We start from the raw sequence: 24471 nt of genomic DNA on the forward strand, positions 1-24471 counted from the left end.
GCGCGATGCAGGGCGAATCGCGGCAAATCGCGCCGAATCAGGGTGATTCCGGCAACAGCATCACCAGCATCATCCCCGGTGCAGCCGGGGGTACCAGCGTGAGCTGTTCGAAATAGACCAGGCCGCGCGTCGGGTGATGAAACCCGCGCCGGCCGCCTTGCCGCTCGTCGACGTCCTGCGAACGCCAGGCCGCCGCGAACGCGGGGCTGTCTTCCATGAGCCGCTCGATCAGTGCGCGTGTCGGCGGATCTTCGGCATGACGCAAGCTGTGAACGCGAAACTCGGCCACGAGCCGTGCGGCGCGGTGCGGCCAGTCTTCCACCAACGCCTGCAACGCCGTCGGCAGGAACATCGCTCGCAGCAGGTTCCGCTCCCCGGATGCCGCATCGAGCCAGCCGACGAACAGGTCGGCGGCCGCGCCATTCCATGCCCGGGCGGTCCATTGGCGATCCAGCAGATAGGCAGGCCCCGAGATTGCCTGAACGCTCGCAAGCAGTGCGGCGGGCACGGCGGGCTCGGCATCCTGGCGCGGTTCGGGCTTGCCGGCCAGCGCGAACAGATAGGCGCGTTCGGCGCGAGACAGTCGCAGGGCCTCGGCCAGACTGCCCAGCGCGCGCACGGACATCGCTACCGGTCTCCCCTGCTCCAGCCACGTGATCCATGTGGCACTCAAACCCGAAAGCTGCGCGACTTCCTCGCGCCGCAATCCCGGTGTGCGCCGCCTGCGGCCCGGCGGCAGGCCGACGTCGCCCGGCGTCAGCCGCTCTCGGTGGGTGCGCAGAAATGCGCCGAGTTCGGCTTCGCGACTGACTTGAGTGAGTTCGTTGGACATGGCTGGTGGTGCTTATACCAGGATAAATCTGTGACTTGTACCGGGAAAACAGCACATCTACAGTACGTGAACCCCCGGGCCCGGGCAATCCCCATCGCCAATCCGACAAGAATCGAGGCACCCCATGCAACAACAGGAACTCGTCGCCGCCCAGTTCGGCGCCACCGCCAATGCCTACCTGACCAGTGCCGTCCATGCTCAAGGCGCCGATCTCGAACAACTCAAGCAAGCGCTGGCTCACCTGAAGCCCGTGGCGCATAGCCGCGTGCTCGACCTGGGCTGCGGCGCAGGCCACGCAAGCTTTGCTGCTGCAACGGTTGCCAACGAAGTGGTGGCTTACGACCTGTCGGCGGAAATGCTCGACGTCGTGGCAGGCGCGGCACGCGATCGCGGCCTGGGCAACGTCAAGACGCAGCAGGGTGCCGCCGAGCAACTGCCGTTCGACGACGCCAGCTTCTGCGCCGTGGTCTCGCGCATGAGCGCCCACCACTGGCGCGATGTCCCCGCCGCGCTGCGTGAAATCCGGCGCGTGCTGAAGCCGAACGGCAAGGTAGTGCTGATCGACATCGTCGGCGCCGAGGACCCGCTTTGCGATACATGGCTGCAATCCGTGGAATTGCTGCGCGACCCATCGCACATCCGCGACTACACGCCGACCGTGTGGACGCAAATGTTCGAGGCAGCCGGATTCCAGGTAGAGGTGCCGCCGGTCTGGCGCATCGACATCGAATTCAGCAGCTGGGTGGCGCGGATGCGCACGCCAGAAGTTGCGGCAGCCGCGATCCGCCACCTGTGGGAAAAGGCGCCAGCCGAAGTTCGTGATCGCTATCGCGTGCAGCCCGACGGCAGCTTTGCGCTGGAAGCGGCAATGGTGACCGCCTCTCCCCGCGCGTAACAGCCCTCCCCTCAGTCCTCCCCTCGACTATCGCAGTCAGCCGATCGCGGTTTCGGCCGGGATCGGCATAGTCTGGACCATGTTCCAGACCGCAGCCGCCGCCGGTGACAGCGACCGGTCCTCGCGACGGACCATGACGATGCTGCGTTCCTCGCGCGGCGTCAGCGGCTTCGAGACCAGCGGGGACGCCTCGGGCAATGGCAACGAGAAGGACGGCAGGACCGACGCCCCGATCCCCGCCTCCACCATGCCGAATACGCTGGCGGAGTGCCCGAGTTCCTGCACCACCTGCGGCACCGCGCCATGACGGGCAAAGATCCGATCGATCAACGGCCGGCTGCCGGAAGCAAAATCGAGCAGCACCAGGCGCTCGCCGTGCAACGCGGTCCAGGGCACCGAATCCGCCGCGGCCAGTGGATGGTCGCGCCGGCATACGAAACAGAACGGATCGGTGGCGAGCGGCGCGATGGTCAGCCCCTCACGCGCCATCGGATCGATCAACACCCCGAAATCGACCGCGCCGGCACGGATCTGCTCGAGGCCGTCCGCCTGGACGTTGTCGCGCACGAACAACCGGATATCGGGATACTGGCTCGCGCAGGCCGCCACATACATTGGCATCAGTCGCGCCGAGATCGTCGGGGCACTGGCTATCACAACCCGGCCACGATAGCGTTCCCCAGACTGCCGTGTCTCTTCCAGGGTGTCGTCAAGTTGGCCCAGCAGCCGCTCCAGCGCCGGTACCAGTGCCGTTCCAGCCTCGGTCAGCACGACTTCCCGCGTCGTGCGATCCAGCAGGCGTACGCCAAGTGCCTCTTCAAGCTCGGCAACACCCCGACTGACCGCCGGCTGCGTCAGCCCGACGGCATCCGCTGCCCGGCTGAAACTGCCATGTCCCGCCACCGCCAGAAAGACCCGCAACTGCCGCAGTGTGTAATTCATGCAACGTTGAAATGAATGGATGAAATAAATGAATTTGCATTCTAGACAGGACGAGGGTCCAATACCAAGCAGAAACCCTTACGCACTATCCCTATCAATGTCCGCCATTCTCGCCCCCTTCAAAAAGATCTACGACCTGATCGACGGGTTCGTGCTGATCATGCTGACCGCCATCGGCATCGCGCTGATTGCCCCTGAAATCGGAACCGGTGACGGCCCGCTGCGCCTTGGCGTGGTCACCAATCTCGGTGTCGCCCTGGTGTTTTTCCTGCACGGCGCCGCATTGTCGCGTGACAAGCTCGTGGCGGGTGCCAAGCATTGGCGTCTGCATGTGTTCGTGCAGTCTTTCACGTATATCGTGTTCCCGATCGTCGGCGTGCTGCTGATGCTGTCGCTGCGCAACACGCTGCCGCCCGAGTTGCTGCTGGGCGTGTTCTATCTGTGCGCACTGCCGTCCACGGTGTCGTCGTCGGTGGCGATGACATCGATGGCACGTGGCAACGTGCCCGGCGCCATCTTCAACGCCACGATCTCGGGCCTGATCGGCATGGCGCTGACCCCGCTGCTGATGGGTCTGGTGATCAGCGCCAGCGGCGCGTCGATGCCGCTGGGTCGCGCGCTGATGGGCGTGGCGCTGCAACTGCTGCTGCCGTTCGCGCTGGGTCAGGCCGCGCGTCCGTTGATCGGCAACTGGCTGGCCAAGAAGAAGCAGATCACCAACAAGATCGACCGTGGCGTGATCGTGCTGATCGTCTACTCGTCGTTCTGCGACGCTACCGCCGCCGGCCTCTGGCATCAGTACCACTGGCAGACCATCGGCGCAGTGATGGGTATCGCAGCCGTCCTGCTATTCGTGATTCTGGGCACCACCACGTTCACGGCACGTCGCCTGGGCTTTTCGGTGGAAGATGAAATCACGGCCGTGTTCTGCGGCTCGAAGAAGAGCCTTGCCAACGGTATCCCGATGGCCAAGATCCTGTTCGCCGGTCATCCGGCCCTGGGCCTGCTGGTGCTGCCGCTGATGGTCTATCACCAGCTCCAACTGATTGTCTGCTCGGTCATCGCCGCGCGGTACGCAAACCGCGATGACGTGGAAACGCGTGAGGCGGTGCGTGCCTGAGACATGCCTGAGGCAGGCTTGTCGATCAAAAGAAAACGGCGCCCCAGGCGCCGTTTTCTTTTGCATGGTGAAGGGTGGCCCGCTGTCGCATTGGCCACCGTCGACCATCACACCGATGGATTCTTCGACAGCGGCGGATTGCGCGCGAAGTACGCCTTGATGCCTCGCAGGATGGCGTTGGCCAGTTGCTCCTGATGGCTGTCGTCGTTGAGCTTGCGCTCTTCCTCGGGATTGCTGATGAACGCGGTCTCGATCAGGATCGACGGAATATCCGGCGCCTTGAGCACCGCGAATCCCGCCTGCTCCACGCTGCCCTTGTGCAGCTTGTTGATCCCACCGATCTCCTGCAGCACGGACCTGCCTACCTGCATGCTGTCGTTGATCTGCGCCGTTGTGGACAAGTCCAGCAGCACGCGCGCCACCTGGGCATCCTTGTTGCCCATATTGGCACCGCCGATCAGATCGGCATTGTTTTCCTTGTTGGCCAGCCAGCGCGCGGCCGAGCTTGACGCGCCGCGTTCGGACAACGCAAACACCGATGCCCCACGCGCCTCGGGCGACAGGAAAGCGTCGGCGTGAATCGACACGAAGAGATCCGCCTGCACGCGGCGGGCCTTTTGCACGCGCACGTTGAGCGGCACGAAGAAGTCCGAATCGCGCGTCATCATCGCGCGCATATTGGGCTGCGCGTCGATCTTCGCGCGCAGGCGCGTGGCGATCTGCAGCACCACATCCTTCTCGCGCGATCCCGCGGCACCGATCGCTCCCGGGTCTTCACCCCCATGTCCGGGATCGATGGCCACGGTCAGCAGGCGGCGCATCTTGAATTCGCTCGGTGGCGGCAGATTGGTCCGCGCTGTCGGCGGCGGCGCCACGGGTGCGGGGGACGGCAGGGGGGGCCTGGGCTTCACGCCGGCCAACGCAGGAGGCGGAGCGGTAGTCGGCGACGGAAGCTGGTCCCGATCCTCGAACTTGCGCACGATCGCGCCGATTGCGTCCTCTTCCGCGCCAGCGGGCGCGCCGGACACACCATCGGTACCGGCAGGCGGCGGCGCGGCGGCGAATCGCCGCTGCTTGTCCTCGGTATCACGCACGAGCTTCCAGAGCGGGTCGGGCGGATTGACCGGATACAGGTCGAATACGAGACGATTGCGGTAGTCGCTGATCGGCGCAAGCGTGAACACCTGCGGCGAGACGTCTTCCTTGAGGTCGAACACCATCCGCACCACGCGCGGGCGGTTCTGTCCCACGCGCACGGACTGAATATAGGGATCGTTCGGCGTGATCTTCGCCACGAGTTCGCGCAGCGTCGGCGACAGGTCGAGCCCGTCGATGTCGACCACGAGGCGGTCCGGGTTGCGGATCATCTGGTGCACGGCCACCAGGCGCTCGTCGGACTCAATGGTCACCCGCGTGTAATCCTCGGCCGGCCACACGCGCACCGCGACAATGCCGGCGCCAAAGGCGATCTGCGGCCCGGCGATGGTCAATACGACCGTACCGGCACTGACTTTCAGCGCCTGCGCCATCCATTTGCGGCGGGCCTTCAGCAGTCCGTCGGGTCCATCGGGTCGGTCGGTTGCGAGTCGCTTGATCAGCATGCGTTCAGCAGGGTAAGTCCAGTGGGAGTATAGGCGCGCAGCGTTGCCATGCGGCGATCCGCGCCCGCATCGGCCCCGTTATCGGCCCAATGTGAGACACGATTGTCCGATTGGAGCAACACATGGAGGTCAGGTTCCCCCAGCAGGCGTCCCGCCTTTTCCGGCCACTCCACGAGATTGAGCGCCGGTTCGGCAAAACAGTCGCGAAATCCTGCGTCGATCCACTCCTCGGGGTCGGCGAAGCGATAGAGATCGAAGTGGTAGACCGTCAGCGGCGATCCATCGGCACGCAGCACTTCATAAGGTTCGCACAGCGTGTAGGTGGGACTACGCACCTTGCCGGCGTGTCCGAGCGCGCGCAGCACGGCACGCGTCAGCGTGGTCTTGCCCGCGCCAAGGTCTCCGGACAACTGCAGATGGATCGTGCGCGGCGGCATCGCGCGCGCGGCGGTGGCCAGCGCCGCGCCAAACCGTTCGGTGGCGGCTTCGTCCGGTAGCGGCAGAATGCGTTCTTCGAGCAGGGGCATTGCGTACAATTCAGGAATGATCGACCGAGCAGTTCCCGCCTCCTCCCCCGCGAAAGACCCCGTTCCGGTGCCGTCCACGTTGTCCCCGCAAGCTGCCAGGGACTCTCTGGCGTCGCTGGTGGCACAAATTCGTGCCTGGGGGGGTGAGCTCGGATTCGATGCGATCCGCATCGCCGATGTCGATCTTCGGCACGCCGAAGCGGGCCTGTTGGCGTGGTTGCAGGCGGGCTACCACGGCGACATGGATTATATGGCCAACCACGGCACAAAGCGCGCCCGCCCGGCCGAACTGGTGCCCGGCACCGTGCGCGCCATCGTCGCGCGCATGCCCTATCTGCCCATGCAGCGTGACGACGGCTGGCGCCGGCACGAACTCGCCCGCCTCGACGACCCCTCGACCGCCGTGATCTCGCTTTACGCGCGTGGCCGCGACTATCACAAGGTACTCCGCAACCGGCTGCAGCAGCTGGCGGCCCGTATCGAGACCGCGATCGGCGCGTTTGGCTACCGCGTCTTCACCGATTCGGCCCCGGTCATGGAAGTGGCGCTAGCCAGCCAGGGTGGCCTGGGCTGGCGCGGCAAGCACACGCTGCTGCTCGACCGCGATGGTGGTTCGATGTTCTTTCTCGGCGAGATCCTCGTCGATATCCCGTTGCCCGCCGATTCGGCCGAGGCCCCGCACTGTGGCAACTGCCGCCGCTGCATCGACATCTGCCCGACCCAGGCCATCGTGGAGCCCTATCTGGTGGATGCGCGGCGTTGCATTTCCTATCTGACGATCGAACACAAGGGCGCGATCCCCGAAGACCTGCGCGCGCCGATGGGCAATCGCGTCTACGGTTGCGACGATTGCCAACTGACATGCCCGTGGAACAAGTTCGCACATCGCGCCACGTTGCCGGACTTCGACGTGCGCAATGGCTTCGACGCGCCCGACATGGCAACACTATTCGGTTGGAGCGAAGCAGAATTCAACCAGCGGCTCGAAGGCAGCCCGATCCGGCGGATCGGTCATGAACGCTGGCTGCGCAACCTGGCCGTAGGCCTCGGCAACAGCCTGCGCGCCGCGGCAGTGAACGATCCGGCGCTGGCCGACCGCATCCGCGCATCACTCCGCGCACGGCTCGATGCGGCCACGCCACTGGTGCGCGAGCATATCGAATGGGCGCTCGCGCAGGACCGGGCCCCTGAGCGCGGCTAGGCGGCTCGGCGGCTAGGCCGCTAGCTCACCAGCGACAGCCACACCGGCGTGGTCACGATCGCCACGACAGTCATCGCGGAAATCGTCGCCGCCACCATCGGGCCATTGCCGCCCATGCGCACGGCCAGGATGTACGAACTCGATGCCGTGGGCAGCGACGCGTAGACCACCACGATCTGGTACTGCAACGGGGTCAGCGGCAGATACTTGCCCACCAGCCACGCGAAACAGGGCATGGCCAGCAGCTTCACGCCGCTCCACCACGCCATTGGGCCAGCCGTGCCGGTGGCCCCGCTCATCTGCAGCCCGGCGCCGACGGTCATCAGCCCGAGCGCGGTGGAGGCCGAACCGAGCCGGTTCAGCGTCATCGCCACCACTTCGGGCGGATGCAGCCCCAGCAGGTTCGTGGCCAGCCCGGTGGCCGTGGCCAGGATCAGCGGATTCCGGACCAGTTCGCGCAGCACGCGCGCCTCGCCATGCTTCGCCAGCGCCCACACCGCCACGACGTTGCACAGCGGCACCGTCACCCCGACGACCAGCGCCATCAGCGCCAGGCCCTCGCCATTGCCAAGCCGCGCGGCCAAGGCCAGGCCAATGTAGGAATTGAAACGGAAGGCTGTCTGCAAGCCCGAGGCGAAATCCGCCGGGGCCGGCCGCAACACCCACTTGACCAGATACCCGGTGGCCATGCCGAAGACCATCGTGAGCAGGGCCAGGCCGAGCATGGCGGACGTCGACGAGAAGTCGAATTTGGCGCTGTTCGTCGATTGCAGCAGCAGCGCCGGGAACAGGACGAAGTAGACCAGACGCTCCACTCCGGCCCAGAAACCGCGGTCGAATGGGGTGTATCGAACCAGCAGCCAGCCAATCAAAATCAGGCTGAAATCCGGGACCAGCAGGAGTGCGGAAGACATTGTCTCGTTTGTTTTGTCGTTTTCATCACATCTGCTCGTTTGCCTTGCATCATGAAATGTGCAGCCTAGGGCAGATACGGATGGGTATTTTTTCAGAATTCCGGCAGCATGGCACGCTGTATTTCGTCTCGCCCGCGGTTTACCCGCCGCCCGTCGCACCATGAAGTCCCTGAAGTCTCCCTCCCGTACGACCGCCCTTCCCCGCCGTTTCGTCGCCACGCTGTGCGCGACGCTGGCGCTTTGGACGCTGACGCCACCTGCATCGGCGATGGTCATCGAGGGGGTTCGCTTCGACGACGCGACGCGGCTCGGCGGCAAGGAACTGGCGCTCAACGGCGCCGGCTTGCGCTCGGTATTCGTGATCAAGGGCTATGTAGCGGGCCTGTACCTGCCCGAACGCGCGCGCAATGCAACGGTGGCGCTGGCCACGCGCGGGCCCAAGCGGCTGCAACTGCGCGTGCTGCGGGAAGTGGAAGCGGAATCGTTCATCAAGGCGCTCAACGAAGGCTTGCGCGAGAACCATTCCGAGCTGCAGATGAAGATGCTGGCCGATCGCCTGGCGCAGCTCCAGCAGACCATGACCGAGATGGGCGCCGCGCATCGTGGCGACATCATCAATTTCGACTTCACGCCCGAAGGCGGCACCGTGGTGGCGCTGAACGGCATCCCTCGCGGCCAGGCCATTGCCGGCGAAGACTTCTACCAGGCCGTACTGCGCATTTTCTTGGGCGACCACCCGGTAGACCGCAACCTCAAGCGCGGCCTGCTGGGCGGCTGACCCACGCACGCCGCCGTGCCGCGCAAATCCGCGCAAGGCACGCCGGCGATTCCAACCCCGGGTGTGATCCGCCCGGCTTTCACGTACGGGAGATCCTTTCCTCATGCAAGCTCGCAAAACCGCATTGATCGCTGCCGTCGCGGCGGCTGCCTCCGTGGCGTCGGTGGCTCACGCGCAGAGCAACTATCCGACCAAGCCGATCCGCCTGATCATTCCGTTCGCGCCGGGCGGCACCACCGACATCGTCGGCCGTGGCGTGGCGGATCAGATGAGCCGCATCCTGGGCCAGACGGTCGTGGTGGAAAACCGCGCGGGCGGGGGTGGCTCGATTGGTGCCGACTCGATCGCCAAGGCAGCACCGGACGGCTACACGATCGGCATCTCCACCGTGTCGACGATGGCGGTGAACCCGGCGTGCAACCCGAAGCTCTCCTACGACCCGATCAAGGACTTCAAGCCCATCGCCAACGTGGCCAACGTGGCCAATGTGATCGCCGTGAACCCGAACTTCCCGGCCAAGGATTACAAGGAGTTCCTGGCGGTGCTGAAGGCCAACCCGGGCAAGTACTCGTACGCGTCGTCGGGCACCTGCGGCTTCGGCCACATGCTCGGCGAGCAGTTCAAGGTCTCGACCAAGACGTTCATGGTGCACATTCCGTACCGTGGCGCGGGCCCCGCTCTGAACGACGTACTGGCTGGCCAGGTGCCGATCATGGTGGACAACCTGCCGTCGTCGATGCCGTACATCAAGGCCGGCAAGCTGCGCCCGATCGTGGTGGCCTGGAACAAGCGCGTCGAGGGGCTGCCGGACGTGCCCACCTTCGGCGAAATGGGCCTGAAGGAGCCGAACGACCCGGCCTGGTACGGTCTGGTTGCCCCGGCCGGCACGCCTGACGACGTCATCAACAAGCTCAACGCCGCGGTGGTGAAGGCGCTGCAGGACAAGGCCTTCGTCCAGCGCCTGCAGGCGGCTGGCGCCGAACCGTCGGGCAATACGCCGGCGCAGCACGCCGCCGAAATCAAGAAGGAATTCGACAAGATGAAGAACCTGGTGAAGGTTCAGAACATCAAGCTCGAGCAATAAGCGGGTATCCGCAGGTAGCGAGAAAGGACCTCCACGGAGGTCCTTTTTTGTTGCGCCTGACAGACGCGGCGCCAGCGTTCTTCCCCTGTCCGCCCCCCGCCGAGCGGGCGGGTAGTCCCATTGCATTCGATATGCATCTGGAATCAGCATAAAATCGCTCATCGCCACGTTATCCCGCCATCCACCATGCAACATCACTTCGATGCCGTCCTGCCCGCGCCATTTGGCAAGGTCGGCGTACGTGTCGATGGCACGCAGGTTCACGAAATCGTCTATCTGCCCGACAGCTATGCCGAAGTCCCGCCAACCAGCGCGTTGACAAAGCGCGTGGCGGAACAGCTCGACGCCTACTACGCCAATGCAGACACCGTGTTCGACCTGCCGCTGGCACGGCGTGGCACGGACTTCCAGCGCAAAGTCTGGGCGGCCATCAGCGCGGTGCCGCGTGGCGGCCTGACGACCTACGGCACCATCGCGAAATCGCTGCAGAGCATGCCGCGCGCGGTGGGCCAGGCCTGCGGACAGAACTGGTTTCCGATCGTGGTGCCGTGCCATCGCGTGGTGGCGGCCAACGGACTCGGCGGCTTCGCGCATCATGGCGAGGAAGGATTCCATCTGGGCGTGAAGCGCTGGCTGCTGCGCCATGAAGGCGCGATGCTGCTATGACGGCGGCACTCGATGGCGACCTGTCGCTGGTCGACCGGTTCTGCGATGCGTTGTGGCTCGAAGATGGCCTGGCACGCAACACGATCGACGCCTACCGGCGCGACCTGGCCATGCTGGCGCGCTGGCTGCACGAGTCCGGCACCACGGCGCTGCTGGGCGTCGACGACACCGCGCTATCCGGATACTTCGCTGCGCGTCACCTGGAGACGCGCGCTTCCTCGGCCAATCGCCGCCTGACTGTGTTCCGCCGCTTCTATCAGTGGGCCCTGCGCGAGCACATGATCGAGGCGGACCCCTGCCTGCTGCTGCGCCCCGCCAAGCAGCCGCCCCGGTTCCCGAAGACGCTGTCCGAGGCACAGGTGGTGGCGCTGCTGGAAGCCCCCGATATCGAAACGCCGCTGGGCCTGCGGGACCGCACCATGCTCGAACTGATGTATGCGAGCGGGCTGCGCGTGTCCGAGCTCACGAACATGAAGACCATCGAAGTCGGCCTGAATGAAGGCGTGGCGCGCGTGGTTGGTGGCAAGGGCAACAAGGAGCGGCTGGTGCCATTCGGCGCGCAGGCCGGCGACTGGCTGCATCGCTACCTGTCCGATGCACGCCCCACGTTGCTGGCGGGCCGCGCGTGCGACGAACTCTTCGTCACGCAGCGCGGCGAGGGCATGACGCGCCAGACGTTCTGGCACCTGATCAAGAAACACGCGCGTGACGCGGGCATTCACGCCCCGCTCTCCCCGCATACGCTCCGGCACGCCTTTGCCACGCACCTGCTCAATCACGGCGCTGATCTGCGCGTGGTGCAGCTGCTGCTGGGGCACGCCGATATCTCCACCACGCAGATCTACACGCACGTCGCGCGCGAGCGCCTGCGCGAACTGCACCTGCATCACCATCCGCGCGGCTGACCCGCGCGACCGACCACGCGATATGAGCAAGAGCAAGCACGTCTCCGAAACCCCCGCCACGCAAATGCTGCGCAAGCACGGCGTCACGTTCGGCGAGCACACCTATGACTACGTCGACCATGGCGGCACGGGCGAATCGTCACGTCAGCTCGGCGTGCCCGAGCACGACGTGGTCAAGACACTGGTAATGGAAGACGAAGCGGCCAAGCCGCTGATCGTGCTGATGCATGGCGATTGCTCAGTCTCGACCAAGAATCTCGCACGGCAGATCGGCGCCAAGAGCGTGCAGCCATGCAAGCCAGAAGTGGCGCAGCGCCACAGCGGCTATATGGTTGGCGGCACGTCGCCCTTCGGCACGAAGAAGAAAATGCCGGTCTATGTCGAGGCGTCGATATTGACGCTGGACAAGATCTACATCAATGGCGGCCGCCGTGGATACCTGGTCAGCGTCGCGCCGGCGGTACTGGAGGCGCTGGTTGACGCCAAGCCGGTGGAATGCGCGCTGCCGGACTAACGCCGCGTCCGCGTATAGGGGAAAGTCACGGAGTTGGATGACCCGGCGCCGCGCTACAATCGCGCCAGCCTGAAATTCCTAGCCTTATTCCCACAGAAATGATCAACCTGCTATTTGCCGTCATCGCTTACCTGATCGGATCGGTGTCATTCGCCGTCGTGGTCAGCAAAGTCATGGGCCTACCCGATCCGCACAGCTATGGCTCCGGCAACCCCGGCGCCACGAACGTGCTGCGCACCGGCAACAAGAAGGCGGCCATTTTCACGCTGATTGGCGACGCGCTGAAAGGCCTGGCGGCGGTGCTGCTGGCCAAGCACTTCGGCCCGGCATACGGCGTGGACGAGACCGGCATCGCGCTGGTGGCGCTGGCCGTGTTCCTCGGCCACCTGTTCCCGCTCTACCATCGCTTCGCGGGCGGCAAGGGCGTGGCCACGGCCGCCGGCATCCTGTTCGCGATCGATCCGATCCTCGGCGCCGGCACGCTGGCCACGTGGCTGATCATCGCGTTCTTCTTCCGCTATTCGTCGCTGGCCGCGCTGATCTCGGCGATCTTCGCGCCGTTCTTCTATGTACTGATGAATGGGGTGGACATCATGGCCGGCGCGATCCTGGTGATCAGCGTGCTGCTGATCGCGCGCCACCGTGCCAATATCGCAAAGCTGCTGGCGGGCAAGGAAAGCCGGATCGGGGAGAAGAAGAAGGTTTGAACGTCTGAAGCACAAGCTGTGTGCGCCCCTCTCCCATTCACGGAAGAGGGGGAAAAACCTTCGGCAAAGTTACCGCATCAAGCCGCCTGCGCCATGGCTGCGAACGGAAACACCATTTCCACGCGCAGGCCGCCTTCCTCGCGGTTGGCAATGGACAGGCGTCCGCCTGCCTGCCGCACCAGGCGATCGACGATCGCCAGGCCCAATCCCGAATGCGCATTGCCGCCACGTGCCGGATCGAGCCGCACGAACGGCATCGTCACGCGTTCGATCGCGTCATCCGGAATCCCCGGCCCCTCATCCTCGACGATCAGCTTCCAGCCTTCCTGCGTGCGGCTCGTGGCCACGCACACCGGCGGCTCACCGTAGGCGTAGGCGTTGTCGACAAGATTGCCGATGATCCGGTCGAGCTGAGTGGCGATCATGCGGAAGCCATCGCCCGCGTTCAGTTCCAGCACCACCTTCCTGTCCTGTTCCTGCAAGGACGCCGCCAGTTCGCCGATACGCTTTTCCACCGGCACGGGCCGCGCGGTAGGCTCGCTGCTTTGCGCGAAGGTCAGGAACTGCTCGACGATCGCCGACATCGACTCCACATCGCGCGTCACGCCGGCAGCGGCCTTCGGATCCGACAGCATCTCCGCACGCAACCGCAGGCGCGCGAGCGGGGTCTTCAGGTCGTGCGCGATGCCGGCCAGCATTGTGTTGCGTTCCTGATCGATGCGCACGAGGTCTGCGACCATGCGATTGAAACGCTCGATCAGTTGCCGCAGTTCATGCGGTCCGCGCTCGCGCAGCGGCGACACCAGTTGCTGGCGCGACAGCTTCTCCGCTGCCTCGGCCATGTCCCGCACAGGGCGCTGGATCTGCCACGCGATCAGCAATGCGAAGATGATCGCTATCCCTACCACCAGCACCACGCCCGGCAACAATCGATTGTCCGGCGGCGGGTTGTGCACGAACAGGATCGGCATGGCGATCCATCTATTGCGCTTGGGAAGCTTGATCCACAGTCGCGGCGTGGACAGTTCGTCCTCGAGCCGCACCTCGGTACCCGGCGGCAGGCGCCGCGTGAACTGCTCCACCAGCCGGCGCGCCCGGCCGGCCTGCGGAACGGAGGCGTGCTCGTCGGCGGTAGAGGCATCCGCCACTTCCACCAGGCTCGGCAGGGGCAACGGCGGCGTCGCATCGAGCGCCCGCTGGATACTGTCGAGCTGGAAGATCATCTGCTCGACCGAATAGTCGATCTGCTGCTGGCGCCGGTCCATGCGTAGGATGGCCAGCCACGAAAAGTGGCTGATCACCAACACGGCCGCGATCAGCAGCGCGATGCGGCCAAACAGGGTATCGATGCGAAGCTTCATTGCGGAATGCTGTCCTCGGCCTCGTCGGGCACAAAGGTGTAGCCGCGGCCACGTACGGTCTGGATATAGCGCGGGCGCTGGGCGTCCTCGTCGAGCAGGCGGCGCAGGCGCCAGATCTGCACGTCGATGCCCCGGTCGCTGATGCCGTTGGCGGTGCCGTACATCAGTTCGACGATGCGCTCGCGAGAGAGCACTTCAAGCGGATGCGACAGCAGCAGCTTGAGCAGCGCGAATTCGGTGTCGCTGATGGAAACGGACTGGCCGCTGCGTTCGAGCGAGCGCTGGCGGAAGTTCACCCGGAACGGGCCGAACACCACGGATTCCCGATCCTCGGGTGCGGCGGCCGGGCGGGCCAGCTTGCGGCGCAGCACGGCATTGATCCGCGCCAGCAACTCGCGTGGCGAGAACGGCTTGCCGAGGTAGTCGTCCGCGCCGATCTCCAGCCCGACGATGCGGTCGATCTCGTCGCTGCGCGCGGTCAGCAGGATCACGGGGATATCGTCGTTCTTGGCGCGCAGATTGCGCAGGGCGGTCAGGCCATCGACCTTCGGCATCATCAGGTCGAGCACGATCAGCGCCGGGCGCTCGCGCTCGAGTCGCGCCTGCAGGCCGTCGCCATCATGGAGCACGGAAACCGCGAATCCCTGGGATGTCAGGTACTCGCGCAGCAGGTCGCGCAGTTCGGGATCGTCATCGACGACGAGAATCTGGGTGGGCTGGTTTGTACGCATAGGCACATGATAGTCAGGCCGGACATGCGGCTTTGCAAATGTCCCGGACCGTTTTGTTTCCGGAGGTTACACCCACGTCGCTGGTAATCCGCTGTAATAAAAGCAGGGCGCGGCGAAACAGGTGGGATGGGAGCCGCACATTATGCTTCAGGCCATCCCCCTGACGGCGAGGCACCCTGCCCGTGCGATGCGGCATACTGCTGCAACTTCGCCGTCACAATGCTTGTGCGAATACCGTTGGCACGCCCCACTTTTTCGTCGTGCCGCTCCCAGGATTCCGGTCATGTCCAACCCAGAACAAGGTCAACCCACTCCTCCCAATCCGCCCACACCGGGCGGTAATACCCGGTCGCGTCGCCGCACATGGATTGCCGGCGCAGTCATCGTCGTGCTGGCCGGTGCCGGCTGGTACTGGCACGGCCATCGCAAGGCCGCGCAGCAAGCCGGCGCCACGAGTGCCGGCGCGGCCAGTGGCGCCGCCGGGATGGGCGCGGGCAAGCGGGGCCCCGGAGGCGCTAGCGGCGCCGGTGGCCCTGGCGGCCCGGGCGCGCAGCAGCGCTCGCCAGTGGTGGTCAACCGCGTGACGCGCCGCAACATGGACGTGGTGCTGAACGGCCTGGGCAACGTGACGCCGGTGGCCAACGTCACAGTGCGCGCGCAGGTCTCCGGCCCGCTGCTCAAAGTGCTGTTCAAGGAAGGCCAGATGGTCAAGGCCGGCGACGTGCTGGCCGAAATCGACCCGCGCCCGTTCCAGGCCACGCTCGACCAGGCTGTCGGCCAACTCGCGCGCGACCAGGCATTGCTCCAGAACGCCCGCCTGGACCAGAAACGCTACAAGACGCTGCTGGCGCAGGACTCGATCTCGAGCCAGCAGGTAGATACGCAGGACGCGCTGGTGCGCCAGTACGAGGGGACGGTCAAGACCGATCAGGGTAACGTCGACAACGCGCGCATCCAGCTTGGCTACACGCGCATCGTCGCGCCGACGTCGGGCCGCATTGGCCTGCGTCAGGTCGACCCGGGCAATATCGTCAATCCGAGCGACACCAACGGCATCGCCCTGATCACCCAGATCCAGCCGATCGCGGTGCTGTACACGATCCCCGAAGACAACCTGCCCTCGGTGCTGAAGAAGCTCAACGCCGGCGAGAAGCTGGCGGTGCAAGCCTGGGACCGCCAGATGCGCAACCAGCTCGGTGAAGGCACGCTGCTGACCACGGACAACCAGATCGACACCACCACGGGCACCGTCAAGCTCAAGGCAATCTTCGCGAACACGGACGGCATGTTGTTCCCGAACCAGTTCGTCAACGTGCGCACACGCATCGACACGCTGGAAGACGCCACCGTGATCCCGATCGCGGCGATCCAGCGCGGCCAGCAGGGCACGTTCGTGTATGTCGTGGATGACCAGAGCACGGTCAAGGTGCAGGTCGTCACGCTCGGGCCGGGCGACGGCAGCCACAGCGCCGTGCTCAAGGGCCTGGAGCCCGGGCAGCGCGTGGTTGTGGATGGCGCGGACCGCCTGAAGGAAGGCATGACCGTCGAAGCGGTAGACCCGGCGGCACGTGCCGCGGCGCTCACGCCGGCGAGTTCGCCACGCGCCCGCGGCCGTCGCGGCGGCGGCGCGAGCGGCGCCCATGGTGCCAGCGGCGCGCGGGCAGCCAGCGGCGCCCATGGCTCGGGCGCGAGCCCGCAGCAGGCACAGCCGTAAGGCGAGGAGTCGAGGAGCGGCATGAATCCCTCACGCATCTTTATCGAGCGGCCAGTCGCCACAGCGCTGCTGATGGTGGCCATCCTGCTGTCGGGGCTGGTCGCATTCCGGCTGCTGCCGCTCTCGGCCCTGCCCGAGGTGGACTACCCGACCATCCAGGTCACCACGCTCTACCCCGGCGCCAGCCCCGACGTGATGACCTCGTCGGTCACCGCGCCGCTGGAACGCCAGTTCGGCCAGATGCCTGGCCTCAAGCAGATGTCGTCGTCGTCCTCCGGCGGCGCATCGGTGATCACGCTGCAGTTCGAGCTGACACTGTCGCTCGACGTGGCCGAACAGGAGGTGCAGGCCGCCATCAACGCGGGCAGCAACCTGCTCCCGGCTGACCTGCCAATGCCGCCGATCTACAGCAAGGTCAACCCGGCCGACGCGCCGATCATGACGCTGGCGATGACGTCCGACACGCTGCCGCTGCCCAAGCTGCAGGACATGGTCGACACACGCGTGGCCGCCAAGATCTCGCAGATCCAGGGCGTGGGCCTGGTCACGATCAGCGGGGGCCAGCGCCCCGCCGTGCGCATCCAGGCCAATCCGACGGCGCTGGCCAACCTCGGCATGTCGATCGACGACCTGCGCACGGCCATCGGCAATGCGAACGTGAACGGCGCCAAGGGAAGTTTCGACGGCCCCGCGCGCGCGTCGACAATCGACGCCAACGACCAGCTCAAATCCGCCGACGAATACAAGCAGATCATCATCGGCTACCAGAACGGCGCGCCGATCCGCATCACCGACGTGGCCGACATCGTCGATGCGGCCGAGAACAGCCGCCTGGCCGCATGGGCCAATGCCAAGCCGGCCATCGTGCTGAACATCCAGCGCCAGCCCGGCGCCAACGTGATCGAGGTGGTCGACCGCATCAAGACGCTGATGCCCCAGTTGCGGGCGTCGCTGCCGGCCTCCGTGCAGGTGCAGCAGCTGACCGACCGCACCACCACGATCCGCGCCTCGGTCAAGGACGTCGAGTTCGAACTGCTGCTGGCCGTCGCGCTGGTGGTGATGGTGATCTTCATCTTCCTGCGCAACCTGTCCGCCACGATCATTCCGGGCGTGGCGGTGCCGCTGTCGCTGGTGGGCACGTTCGGCGTGATGTACATGGCCGGCTTCTCGATCAACAACCTCACGCTGATGGCGCTGACCATCGCCACCGGCTTCGTGGTGGACGACGCCATCGTGATGATCGAGAACATCATGCGCTACATCGAGGAAGGCGATCCGCCGATGGAAGCGGCGCTGAAGGGCTCGAAACAGATCGGCTTCACCATCATCTCGCTGACGTTCTCGCTGGTGGCCGTGCTGATTCCACTGCTGTTCATGGGCGACGTGGTCGGCCGGCTGTTCCGCGAGTTCGCCATCACGCTCGCCGTGTCGATCCTGATCTCCGCAGTGGTCTCCCTGACGCTGACGCCGATGATGTGCGCGCGCCTGCTGCGTCACGTGCCCGAGAGCGAAATGTCCCGCTTCCACGTGGTCACGGGCCGCTTCTTCGACAGCGTGATCGAACAATATGGCCGCGCGCTGAACTGGGTGCTCGAGCGCCAGACGGCCACGCTGCTCGTCGCCGTGGGCACACTGGTGCTGACCGGCCTTCTCTACGTGGTGGTGCCGAAGGGTTTCTTCCCGGTGCAGGACACGGGCATGATCCAGGCGATCACCGAAGCCGCGCAGACCAGTTCGTTCCAGTCGATGGGCCGCAAGCAGGAGGCGGTGCAGAAGGTGATTCTCGAGGACCCCGCCGTGGATAGCGTGTCGTCGTTCATTGGTGTCGACGGCACCAACACGACGATCAACGCGGGCCGCATGATCATCAACCTGAAGCCGAAGGACGAACGCGACTCGATGGCAGTCGTGACCGACCGGCTGCAGGCCTCGGTGCAGAAGCTTGGCGGCGTGGCGCTGTACATGCAGCCGGTGCAGGACCTGACAATCGAGGACCGCGTGGCCCGCACGCAGTACCAGTTCACCGTCGAGGACCCGGACCCAGCCGTGCTGGCCGAATGGGTACCGAAGCTGATCGAGCGGCTGAAGCAGGAGCCGGAACTGCGCGACGTGGCCAGCGACCAGCAGAACAACGGCCTGCGCGCCTACGTGGAGATCGACCGCGACGCCGCCGCGCGCTTCGGCATCACCACCGCGGTCATCGACAGCGCGCTCTACAGCGCGTTCGGCCAGCGGCTGGTCTCGACGATCTTCACGCAGTCGAGCCAGTATCGCGTGGTGCTGGAAACGATGCCGCAGTTCCGGGTGAGCCCGGAGTCGCTGTCCGCGCTGCGCCTGCCGTCGTCGTCGGGCGGCCAGGTGCCGCTCGGGTCGATCGCGCACATCTCGGAGCGCACCGGCCCGCTCGTGATCAATCACCAGGGCCAGTTCCCGTCCGCGACGATCTCATTCAACCTCGCGCCGGGCGAATCGCTTGGCGCGGCGGTGGACAAGATCACCAAGGTCGAGAGCGAGATTGGCCTGCCGATCTCGATGGCCACCGAGTTCCAGGGCGCCGCCCTGGCCTTCCGCGCGTCGCTCTCCAACACGCTGTGGCTGATTCTGGCCGCTGTGGTCACGATGTACATCGTGCTCGGTGTGCTGTATGAAAGCACGATCCATCCGGTGACCATTCTCTCGACGCTGCCGTCGGCCGCCGTCGGCGCCCTGCTGGCGCTGCTGGTGTCGGGGCAGGATATCGGCATCATCGCGATCATCGGCATCATCCTGCTGATCGGTATCGTGAAGAAGAACGCGATCATGATGATCGACTTCGCGCTTGAGGCCGAGCGCGAAGGCGGCATGAAGCCGCGCGATGCGATTTTCCAGGCCTGTCTGCTGCGCTTCCGCCCGATCCTGATGACGACGATGGCCGCACTGCTGGCTGCGTTGCCGATGATGCTCGGCACGGGCATCGGCTCGGAACTGCGCCGTCCGCTGGGTATCACGATGGTGGGTGGCCTGCTGGTCAGCCAGGTGCTGACGCTGTTCACCACGCCGGTGATCTACCTGGCGTTCGACCGCGTCGCGATCCGCCTGAAGGCCTGGCGCCGCAACCGCTTCGGCGACCCCGATGAGGGCGGCACCGGAGAGGATGGCGGCCAGCAGCCGCACCATCCGCAGGAGCCGAACGTCTGATGAACCTGTCGGCCACCTTCATCCATCGCCCGGTTGCCACCGCGCTGCTGACCATCGGCATTCTGCTGGCGGGCATCGCGGCGTTCCGGCTGCTGCCGGTCTCGCCGCTGCCGCAGGTGGACTTCCCCACCATCTCGGTGTCTGCGTCGCTGCCCGGCGCCAGCCCCGAGACGATGGCCGCCACGGTGGCCACGCCGCTCGAACGCGCGCTGGGGACGATTGCCGGTGTCACGGAAATCACGTCGAACAGCTCGCTCGGCTCCACACGCGTGACGCTGCAGTTCGACCTGTCGCGCAACATCGACGGCGCGGCCCGCGACGTGCAGGCCGCGATCAATGCATCGCGCGCCACGCTGCCCACGAGCCTGCCGAACAACCCGACCTATCGCAAGGTCAACCCGGCCGACGCGCCGATCATGATCATCGGCCTGACATCGCAGACGATGTCACGTGGCCAGCTCTACGATGCGGCGTCGACGATCCTCGCGCAGAAGCTCTCGCAGGTGGAAGGTGTCGGGCAGGTGACCATCGGCGGCTCCTCGCTGCCGGCTGTGCGCGTGGAGCTGAATCCCACGTCGCTGAACAAGTACGGCATCTCGCTGGAAGACGTCCGCAACACCATCAGCGCCACCAACGCCAACCGGCCGCTCGGCGTGCTGGAGAACAGCAACAACGCGTGGCAGGTCTATGCCAACGACCAGGCGATGGCGGCCAAGGACTACATGCCGCTGATCATCCGCTACGCCACGCCGGGCACGTACTCGTCCGCGTCGGCCGGCGCGCTGATCGCCAGCACCGCCAATGCCGCCGCCGGCGGCAACGTCAGCACGAAGACCGTCAACGGTGTCACCACGACCACCATCACCACCAGCAGCGGCACCACGACGATCACCACTGGAGCCACCGGCGGCAGCAACGGCGCGAAGGGGCCAAACGGCTTCGCGGTGCCGATCCGCCTGCAGGACGTGGCCAATGTGGTCGACTCGGTACAGGACATCCGCAATGCAGGCTCTGCCAACGGCAAGCCATCGGTGCTGCTGGTGCTGAACCGCTCGCCCGGCGCCAACATCATCGAGACCGTGGACCGCGTCAACGACATCCTGCCGCAGTTGGGCAAGATGATCCCGGCCGCGATCTCGATGGACGTGATGATGGACCGCACACCCACCATCCGCGCCTCGCTGCGCGAGGTGGAACAGACGCTGATCATCTCGGTAGCTCTGGTGGTCATGGTCGTGTTCCTGTTCCTGCGCAACGTGCGGGCCACGCTGATTCCGAGTGTGGCGGTGCCGGTATCGCTGGTCGGCACGTTCTCGGTGATGTACCTGGCCGGGTTCTCGCTGAACAACCTTTCGCTGATGGCGCTGACCATCGCCACGGGCTTTGTGGTCGACGATGCGATCGTGGTGCTGGAGAACATCTCGCGCCATATCGAGGAAGGCATGAAACCGCTGGCCGCCGCCTTGCGCGGCGCGCGCGAGGTCGGCTTCACGGTGCTGTCGATGAGTCTCTCGCTGATCGCCGTGTTCATCCCGCTGCTGCTGATGGGTGGCATCGTCGGCCGGCTGTTCCAGGAGTTCGCGATCACGCTGTCGGTCGCCATCCTGGTGTCGCTGGTCGTGTCGCTGACCACCACGCCGATGATGTGCGCGCGGCTGCTGCGCCCGGTGCACGAAGAATCCCAGGGCCGTTTTCATCGCGCGACCGAGCACGTCTTCACATGGATGCAGCAGGCCTACGCGCGCACGCTGGGCGCGGCGTTGCGCCATAGCACGCTGGTCTGGATCGTTCTGCTGGCCACGGTGGCACTGAACGTCTGGCTCTACGTGATCGTGCCGAAGGGCTTCTTCCCGCAGCAGGACACGGGCCGCCTGATCGGCTTCATCCGCGCGGACCAGGCCACGTCGTTCCAGGCGATGCGCACCAAGCTCGACAACTTTATCCAGATCGTCCAGACCGATCCGGCCGTGGTCAACGTGGTGGGCTTCACGGGCGGCTCGCAGCGCAATACGGGACAGATGTTCGTCACGCTGAAGCCGCTGTCCGAGCGCAAGGAATCCGCCGATGCGATCATCGCGCGGCTGCGTGGCAAGCTGGCCAAGGAGCCTGGCGCCAGCCTGTTCCTGCAGTCGGTGCAGGATATCCGCGTCGGTGGGCGACAGAGCAGTTCGCAATACCAGTTCACGCTGCAGTCCGATGACCTGAACGTGCTGCGCGACTGGGAGCCAAAGGTTCGCGCCGCGATATCGAACATCAAGGGCATCGAGGACGTCGACACCGATACCAATGACAAGGGCCTGCAGACGTCGGTGATCATCGACCGCGACACCGCGTCGAAGCTCGGCGTCAGCGCGCAGCAGATCGACGCGATCCTCAACGATGCCTTCGGGCAGCGTCTGGTCTCGACGATCTACCACCCGCTCAACCAGTACCGCGTGGTGATGGAGCTCAGTTCCGAGTATCTGCAGGGGCCGCACGCGCTGCAGGATGTCTATGTCGTCACCGGCGGTGGCAAGCGCGTGCCGCTCGCGGCCTTCACGCGTGTGATGCCGACCAGCACGCCACTCGGCGTGAACCACCAGGGCCAGTTCGCGGCGTCGACGATCTCGTTCAACCTGGCCGAAGGCTATTCGCTGTCGCAGGCCACCGACGCGATCAAGGATGCGCTCGCGCGGATCGGCGCGCCGGAGACGTTGCAGGCCAACTTCGCGGGTGGCGCCAAGGCGTTCCAGGATTCGCTCAAGAGCCAGCCGATCCTGATTCTGGCGGCAATCATCACGATCTACATCGTGCTGGGCATCCTGTACGAAAGCTACGTGCATCCGCTGACGATCCTGTCGACGCTCCCGTCAGCGGGCGTGGGCGCGCTGCTGGCCCTGCTGCTGTTCAAGACCGAGTTCAGCATCATCGCGCTGATCGGCGTGATCCTGCTGATCGGTATCGTGAAGAAGAACGCGATCATGATGATCGACTTCGCGATCGACGCCGAGCGGCGTGACGGCCTGAGCCCGCGCGACGCGATCTACCGCGCCTGCCTGCTCCGTTTCCGCCCGATCATGATGACCACGATGGCGGCGATGCTGGGCGCGATTCCGCTGGCACTGGGCCACGGCGATGGCGCCGAACTGCGCGCGCCGCTCGGTATCTCGATCGTTGGCGGGTTGTTCGTCAGCCAGTTGCTGACGCTGTACACCACGCCTGTGGTCTACCTCACGCTGGATCGCTGGCGCCTCAAGGTCAAGGCCTGGCGCGAGCGTCGTCGCACCCAGGCAAGCGGCACCACGCCGCACCTCGAACACTGATGAAGGCAATTGCCATGTCTCGAAGCCAATTCTCGTTCACCGTCGTCGCGCTGGCTTGTGCGCTGCTGACCGGTTGTGCGGTCGGCCCTGATTACCAGCGACCCGATGCGCCCGTGCCCAAGGCTTTCAAGGAAGCCAGCGAGGACATGCCCGCATGGACCGGCGACTGGAAAACCGCCGAGCCGCAGGACATCATGGCGCGCCCCGACTGGTGGCGCGTGTTCGACGATCCCGTGCTCGACGCGCTGATGTCTCAGGTCAAGATCTCGAACCAGAACATCAAGGCGGCGGAAGCACAGTATCGCCAAGCCACGGCATCACTGTCCGCGGCACGCGCGGGCTACTTCCCGACGGTCGGCGCCAATGCCGGCGTATCGCGCGGCGCGACGAGCAGCAATGGCCAGATCATCAACGGCCAGAACCTGACGCTGTCCGCCAACTGGGAAATCGACGTGTGGGGCCGCGTGCGCAGGCAGGTGGAAAGCGCCCAGGCCGGCGCGCAGGCCAGCGAGGCCGACCTGGCTTCGATCCTGCTCTCCACGCAGGCAACGCTGGCGCAGAGCTACTTCCTGCTGCGCGTGGCAGACGCCCAGCACGCGCTGCTGGACCGCACCGTGGCCGACTACGCGAAGTCGCTGCAGCTCGTGCAGAACCAGTACAAGGCGGGCACCGCGCAACGCTCGGACGTGCTGCAGTCGGAAACCCAGCTCAAGTCCGCGCAAGCACAGCAACTCGACATCCAGATCACGCGGCAGCAGCTCGAACATGCCATCGCGGTACTGGTCGGCAAGCCCCCGGCGGACCTGACCGTGGCGACCGTCGACAACCGCGACGCGATTCCGCGCGTACCGGTGGCCGTGCCGTCGCAGTTGCTGGAACGCCGCCCCGATATCTCGGCTGCGGAACGGCGCATGGCATCTGCGAACGCCAATATTGGCGTGGCCGAGGCGGCCTACTACCCGACGCTCTCGCTATCGGCCACAGGCGGGCTGACGGCCAGCACTCTGGCGCGCTGGCTCTCCCTGCCCGACCGCGTCTGGTCAATCGGTGCTGGTCTGGCCGGCACCGTGTTCGACGGCGGCCTGCGCCGTGCCAATACAGCGATTGCCGTGGCCCAATACGACCAGACCGTGGCGAACTATCGGCAGACCGTGCTGGGCGCGTTCCAGGAGGTCGAGGACAACCTCGCCTCGGCCCGCGTGCTCGAACAGGAGTCGATCGTCCAGAACGACGCGCTGCGCTCGGCACGTGAAGCGCTTTCGCTGGTCAACAACCGCTACAAGGCCGGCACCGCAGCGTTGCTGGATGTGCTGACGGCACAGACCGCGGCCTATACGGCGGAGAACACCACATTGACGATCATGGGGCGGCAGTACACGGCGGCCGTCACGCTGATCAAGGCGCTTGGCGGCGGATGGCATGGGCAGGATATGGAGGTGGGGAAGGCCGATAGCGCCCCGCCGGCTACCGCGCCTGCATCGACGGCGCAATAACAGACTC

At 65.5% G+C, this 24471-nt stretch carries 20 protein-coding genes; 13 read left to right on the forward strand and 7 right to left on the reverse strand.

What is annotated here, in order from left to right:
- Positions 1-37: 37 nt before the first annotated feature.
- Entirely contained in the window at positions 38-832 is a 795-nt protein-coding gene (locus RN01_RS08960; protein ID WP_024569035.1) for a helix-turn-helix transcriptional regulator, read from the reverse strand.
- Positions 833-956: 124 nt separating this feature from the next.
- On the opposite strand from RN01_RS08960, the gene RN01_RS08965 reads away from it, so the two are divergent.
- Positions 957-1727: a class I SAM-dependent methyltransferase gene (locus tag RN01_RS08965; protein WP_017513179.1), complete on the forward strand. Its 771-nt coding sequence runs from the start codon at positions 957-959 to the stop codon at positions 1725-1727.
- Between the two features lie 36 nt (positions 1728-1763).
- Here the strand turns inward: RN01_RS08965 and RN01_RS08970 are convergent, their stop codons facing one another.
- The gene (locus RN01_RS08970) at positions 1764-2669 is read right to left on the reverse strand and encodes a LysR family transcriptional regulator (RefSeq protein ID WP_017513178.1); all 906 of its coding nucleotides are present in this window, start codon (positions 2667-2669) and stop codon (positions 1764-1766) included.
- A gap of 97 nt (positions 2670-2766) precedes the next feature.
- Between RN01_RS08970 and RN01_RS08975 the strand changes: the two genes are divergently transcribed.
- Positions 2767-3789: a bile acid:sodium symporter family protein gene (locus tag RN01_RS08975; RefSeq protein ID WP_008645010.1), complete on the forward strand. Its 1023-nt coding sequence runs from the start codon at positions 2767-2769 to the stop codon at positions 3787-3789.
- A gap of 107 nt (positions 3790-3896) precedes the next feature.
- On the opposite strand, the gene RN01_RS08980 is transcribed toward RN01_RS08975, so the two are convergent.
- Both RN01_RS08980 and tsaE read right to left on the reverse strand, forming a co-directional pair.
- Positions 3897-5390 (reverse strand): N-acetylmuramoyl-L-alanine amidase, encoded by a 1494-nt coding sequence (locus RN01_RS08980; protein ID WP_011515388.1) that lies wholly within the window; start codon positions 5388-5390, stop codon positions 3897-3899.
- A complete protein-coding gene (gene tsaE, locus RN01_RS08985; RefSeq protein WP_017513177.1) occupies positions 5384-5917 on the reverse strand; it encodes a tRNA (adenosine(37)-N6)-threonylcarbamoyltransferase complex ATPase subunit type 1 TsaE in 534 nt (177 codons plus the stop codon). Before tsaE ends, RN01_RS08980 begins: the two co-directional genes overlap by 7 nt.
- 16 nt (positions 5918-5933) lie before the next feature.
- Here tsaE and queG point away from each other — a divergent pair, with 16 nt between their 5' ends.
- On the forward strand, positions 5934-7118 hold the full coding sequence (gene queG / locus RN01_RS08990) for a tRNA epoxyqueuosine(34) reductase QueG (protein ID WP_024569036.1): 1185 nt from the start codon (positions 5934-5936) through the stop codon (positions 7116-7118).
- 20 nt (positions 7119-7138) lie between these two features.
- Here the strand turns inward: queG and RN01_RS08995 are convergent, their stop codons facing one another.
- A complete protein-coding gene (locus RN01_RS08995) occupies positions 7139-8032 on the reverse strand; it encodes an AEC family transporter (protein ID WP_017513175.1) in 894 nt (297 codons plus the stop codon).
- 160 nt (positions 8033-8192) lie between these two features.
- On the opposite strand from RN01_RS08995, the gene RN01_RS09000 reads away from it, so the two are divergent.
- From RN01_RS09000 to plsY, 6 genes are all read left to right on the forward strand, one after another.
- A complete protein-coding gene (locus RN01_RS09000; protein ID WP_024569037.1) occupies positions 8193-8810 on the forward strand; it encodes a chalcone isomerase family protein in 618 nt (205 codons plus the stop codon).
- A 103-nt stretch (positions 8811-8913) separates the two neighbouring features.
- Positions 8914-9894 (forward strand): tripartite tricarboxylate transporter substrate binding protein BugE, encoded by a 981-nt coding sequence (locus tag RN01_RS09005; RefSeq protein ID WP_008645024.1) that lies wholly within the window; start codon positions 8914-8916, stop codon positions 9892-9894.
- Between the two features lie 186 nt (positions 9895-10080).
- Positions 10081-10560: a methylated-DNA--[protein]-cysteine S-methyltransferase gene (locus RN01_RS09010; RefSeq protein WP_017512873.1), complete on the forward strand. Its 480-nt coding sequence runs from the start codon at positions 10081-10083 to the stop codon at positions 10558-10560.
- Positions 10557-11465, forward strand: coding sequence for a site-specific tyrosine recombinase XerD (xerD, locus tag RN01_RS09015; RefSeq protein ID WP_011515383.1), 909 nt, complete (start codon positions 10557-10559; stop codon positions 11463-11465). Before RN01_RS09010 ends, xerD begins: the two co-directional genes overlap by 4 nt.
- Before the next feature lie 22 nt (positions 11466-11487).
- On the forward strand, positions 11488-11979 hold the full coding sequence (gene ybaK / locus RN01_RS09020; RefSeq protein WP_017512874.1) for a Cys-tRNA(Pro) deacylase: 492 nt from the start codon (positions 11488-11490) through the stop codon (positions 11977-11979).
- Positions 11980-12077: 98 nt separating this feature from the next.
- Positions 12078-12686, forward strand: a complete 609-nt coding sequence (plsY, locus tag RN01_RS09025) for a glycerol-3-phosphate 1-O-acyltransferase PlsY (RefSeq protein WP_008645034.1) — start codon at positions 12078-12080, stop codon at positions 12684-12686.
- 77 nt (positions 12687-12763) lie between these two features.
- On the opposite strand, the gene RN01_RS09030 is transcribed toward plsY, so the two are convergent.
- Together RN01_RS09030 and RN01_RS09035 are read right to left on the reverse strand one after the other, a co-directional pair.
- Positions 12764-14047, reverse strand: coding sequence for an ATP-binding protein (locus RN01_RS09030; RefSeq protein ID WP_017512875.1), 1284 nt, complete (start codon positions 14045-14047; stop codon positions 12764-12766).
- Positions 14044-14778: a response regulator gene (locus RN01_RS09035; protein WP_008645039.1), complete on the reverse strand. Its 735-nt coding sequence runs from the start codon at positions 14776-14778 to the stop codon at positions 14044-14046. Before RN01_RS09035 ends, RN01_RS09030 begins: the two co-directional genes overlap by 4 nt.
- A 283-nt stretch (positions 14779-15061) precedes the next feature.
- Between RN01_RS09035 and RN01_RS09040 the strand changes: the two genes are divergently transcribed.
- Genes RN01_RS09040 through RN01_RS09055 form a run of 4 tightly spaced genes read left to right on the forward strand, consistent with a single transcriptional unit; the run spans position 15062 to position 24464 of the window.
- Complete coding sequence (locus RN01_RS09040) at positions 15062-16492, forward strand: MdtA/MuxA family multidrug efflux RND transporter periplasmic adaptor subunit (RefSeq protein ID WP_038315844.1); 1431 nt, start codon at positions 15062-15064, stop codon at positions 16490-16492.
- 21 nt (positions 16493-16513) lie between these two features.
- Positions 16514-19669 (forward strand): MdtB/MuxB family multidrug efflux RND transporter permease subunit, encoded by a 3156-nt coding sequence (locus RN01_RS09045; RefSeq protein ID WP_024569451.1) that lies wholly within the window; start codon positions 16514-16516, stop codon positions 19667-19669.
- Positions 19669-22971, forward strand: a complete 3303-nt coding sequence (locus RN01_RS09050) for an efflux RND transporter permease subunit (RefSeq protein WP_017513144.1) — start codon at positions 19669-19671, stop codon at positions 22969-22971. Before RN01_RS09045 ends, RN01_RS09050 begins: the two co-directional genes overlap by 1 nt.
- Complete coding sequence (locus RN01_RS09055) at positions 22971-24464, forward strand: efflux transporter outer membrane subunit (protein WP_017513145.1); 1494 nt, start codon at positions 22971-22973, stop codon at positions 24462-24464. The genes RN01_RS09050 and RN01_RS09055 overlap by 1 nt, the downstream gene beginning before the upstream one ends.
- Positions 24465-24471: the final 7 nt, after the last annotated feature.

Origin of the sequence: Cupriavidus sp. SHE, from assembly GCF_000812445.1 — a bacterium.
In the GTDB taxonomy this organism is placed as follows: domain Bacteria; phylum Pseudomonadota; class Gammaproteobacteria; order Burkholderiales; family Burkholderiaceae; genus Cupriavidus; species Cupriavidus metallidurans.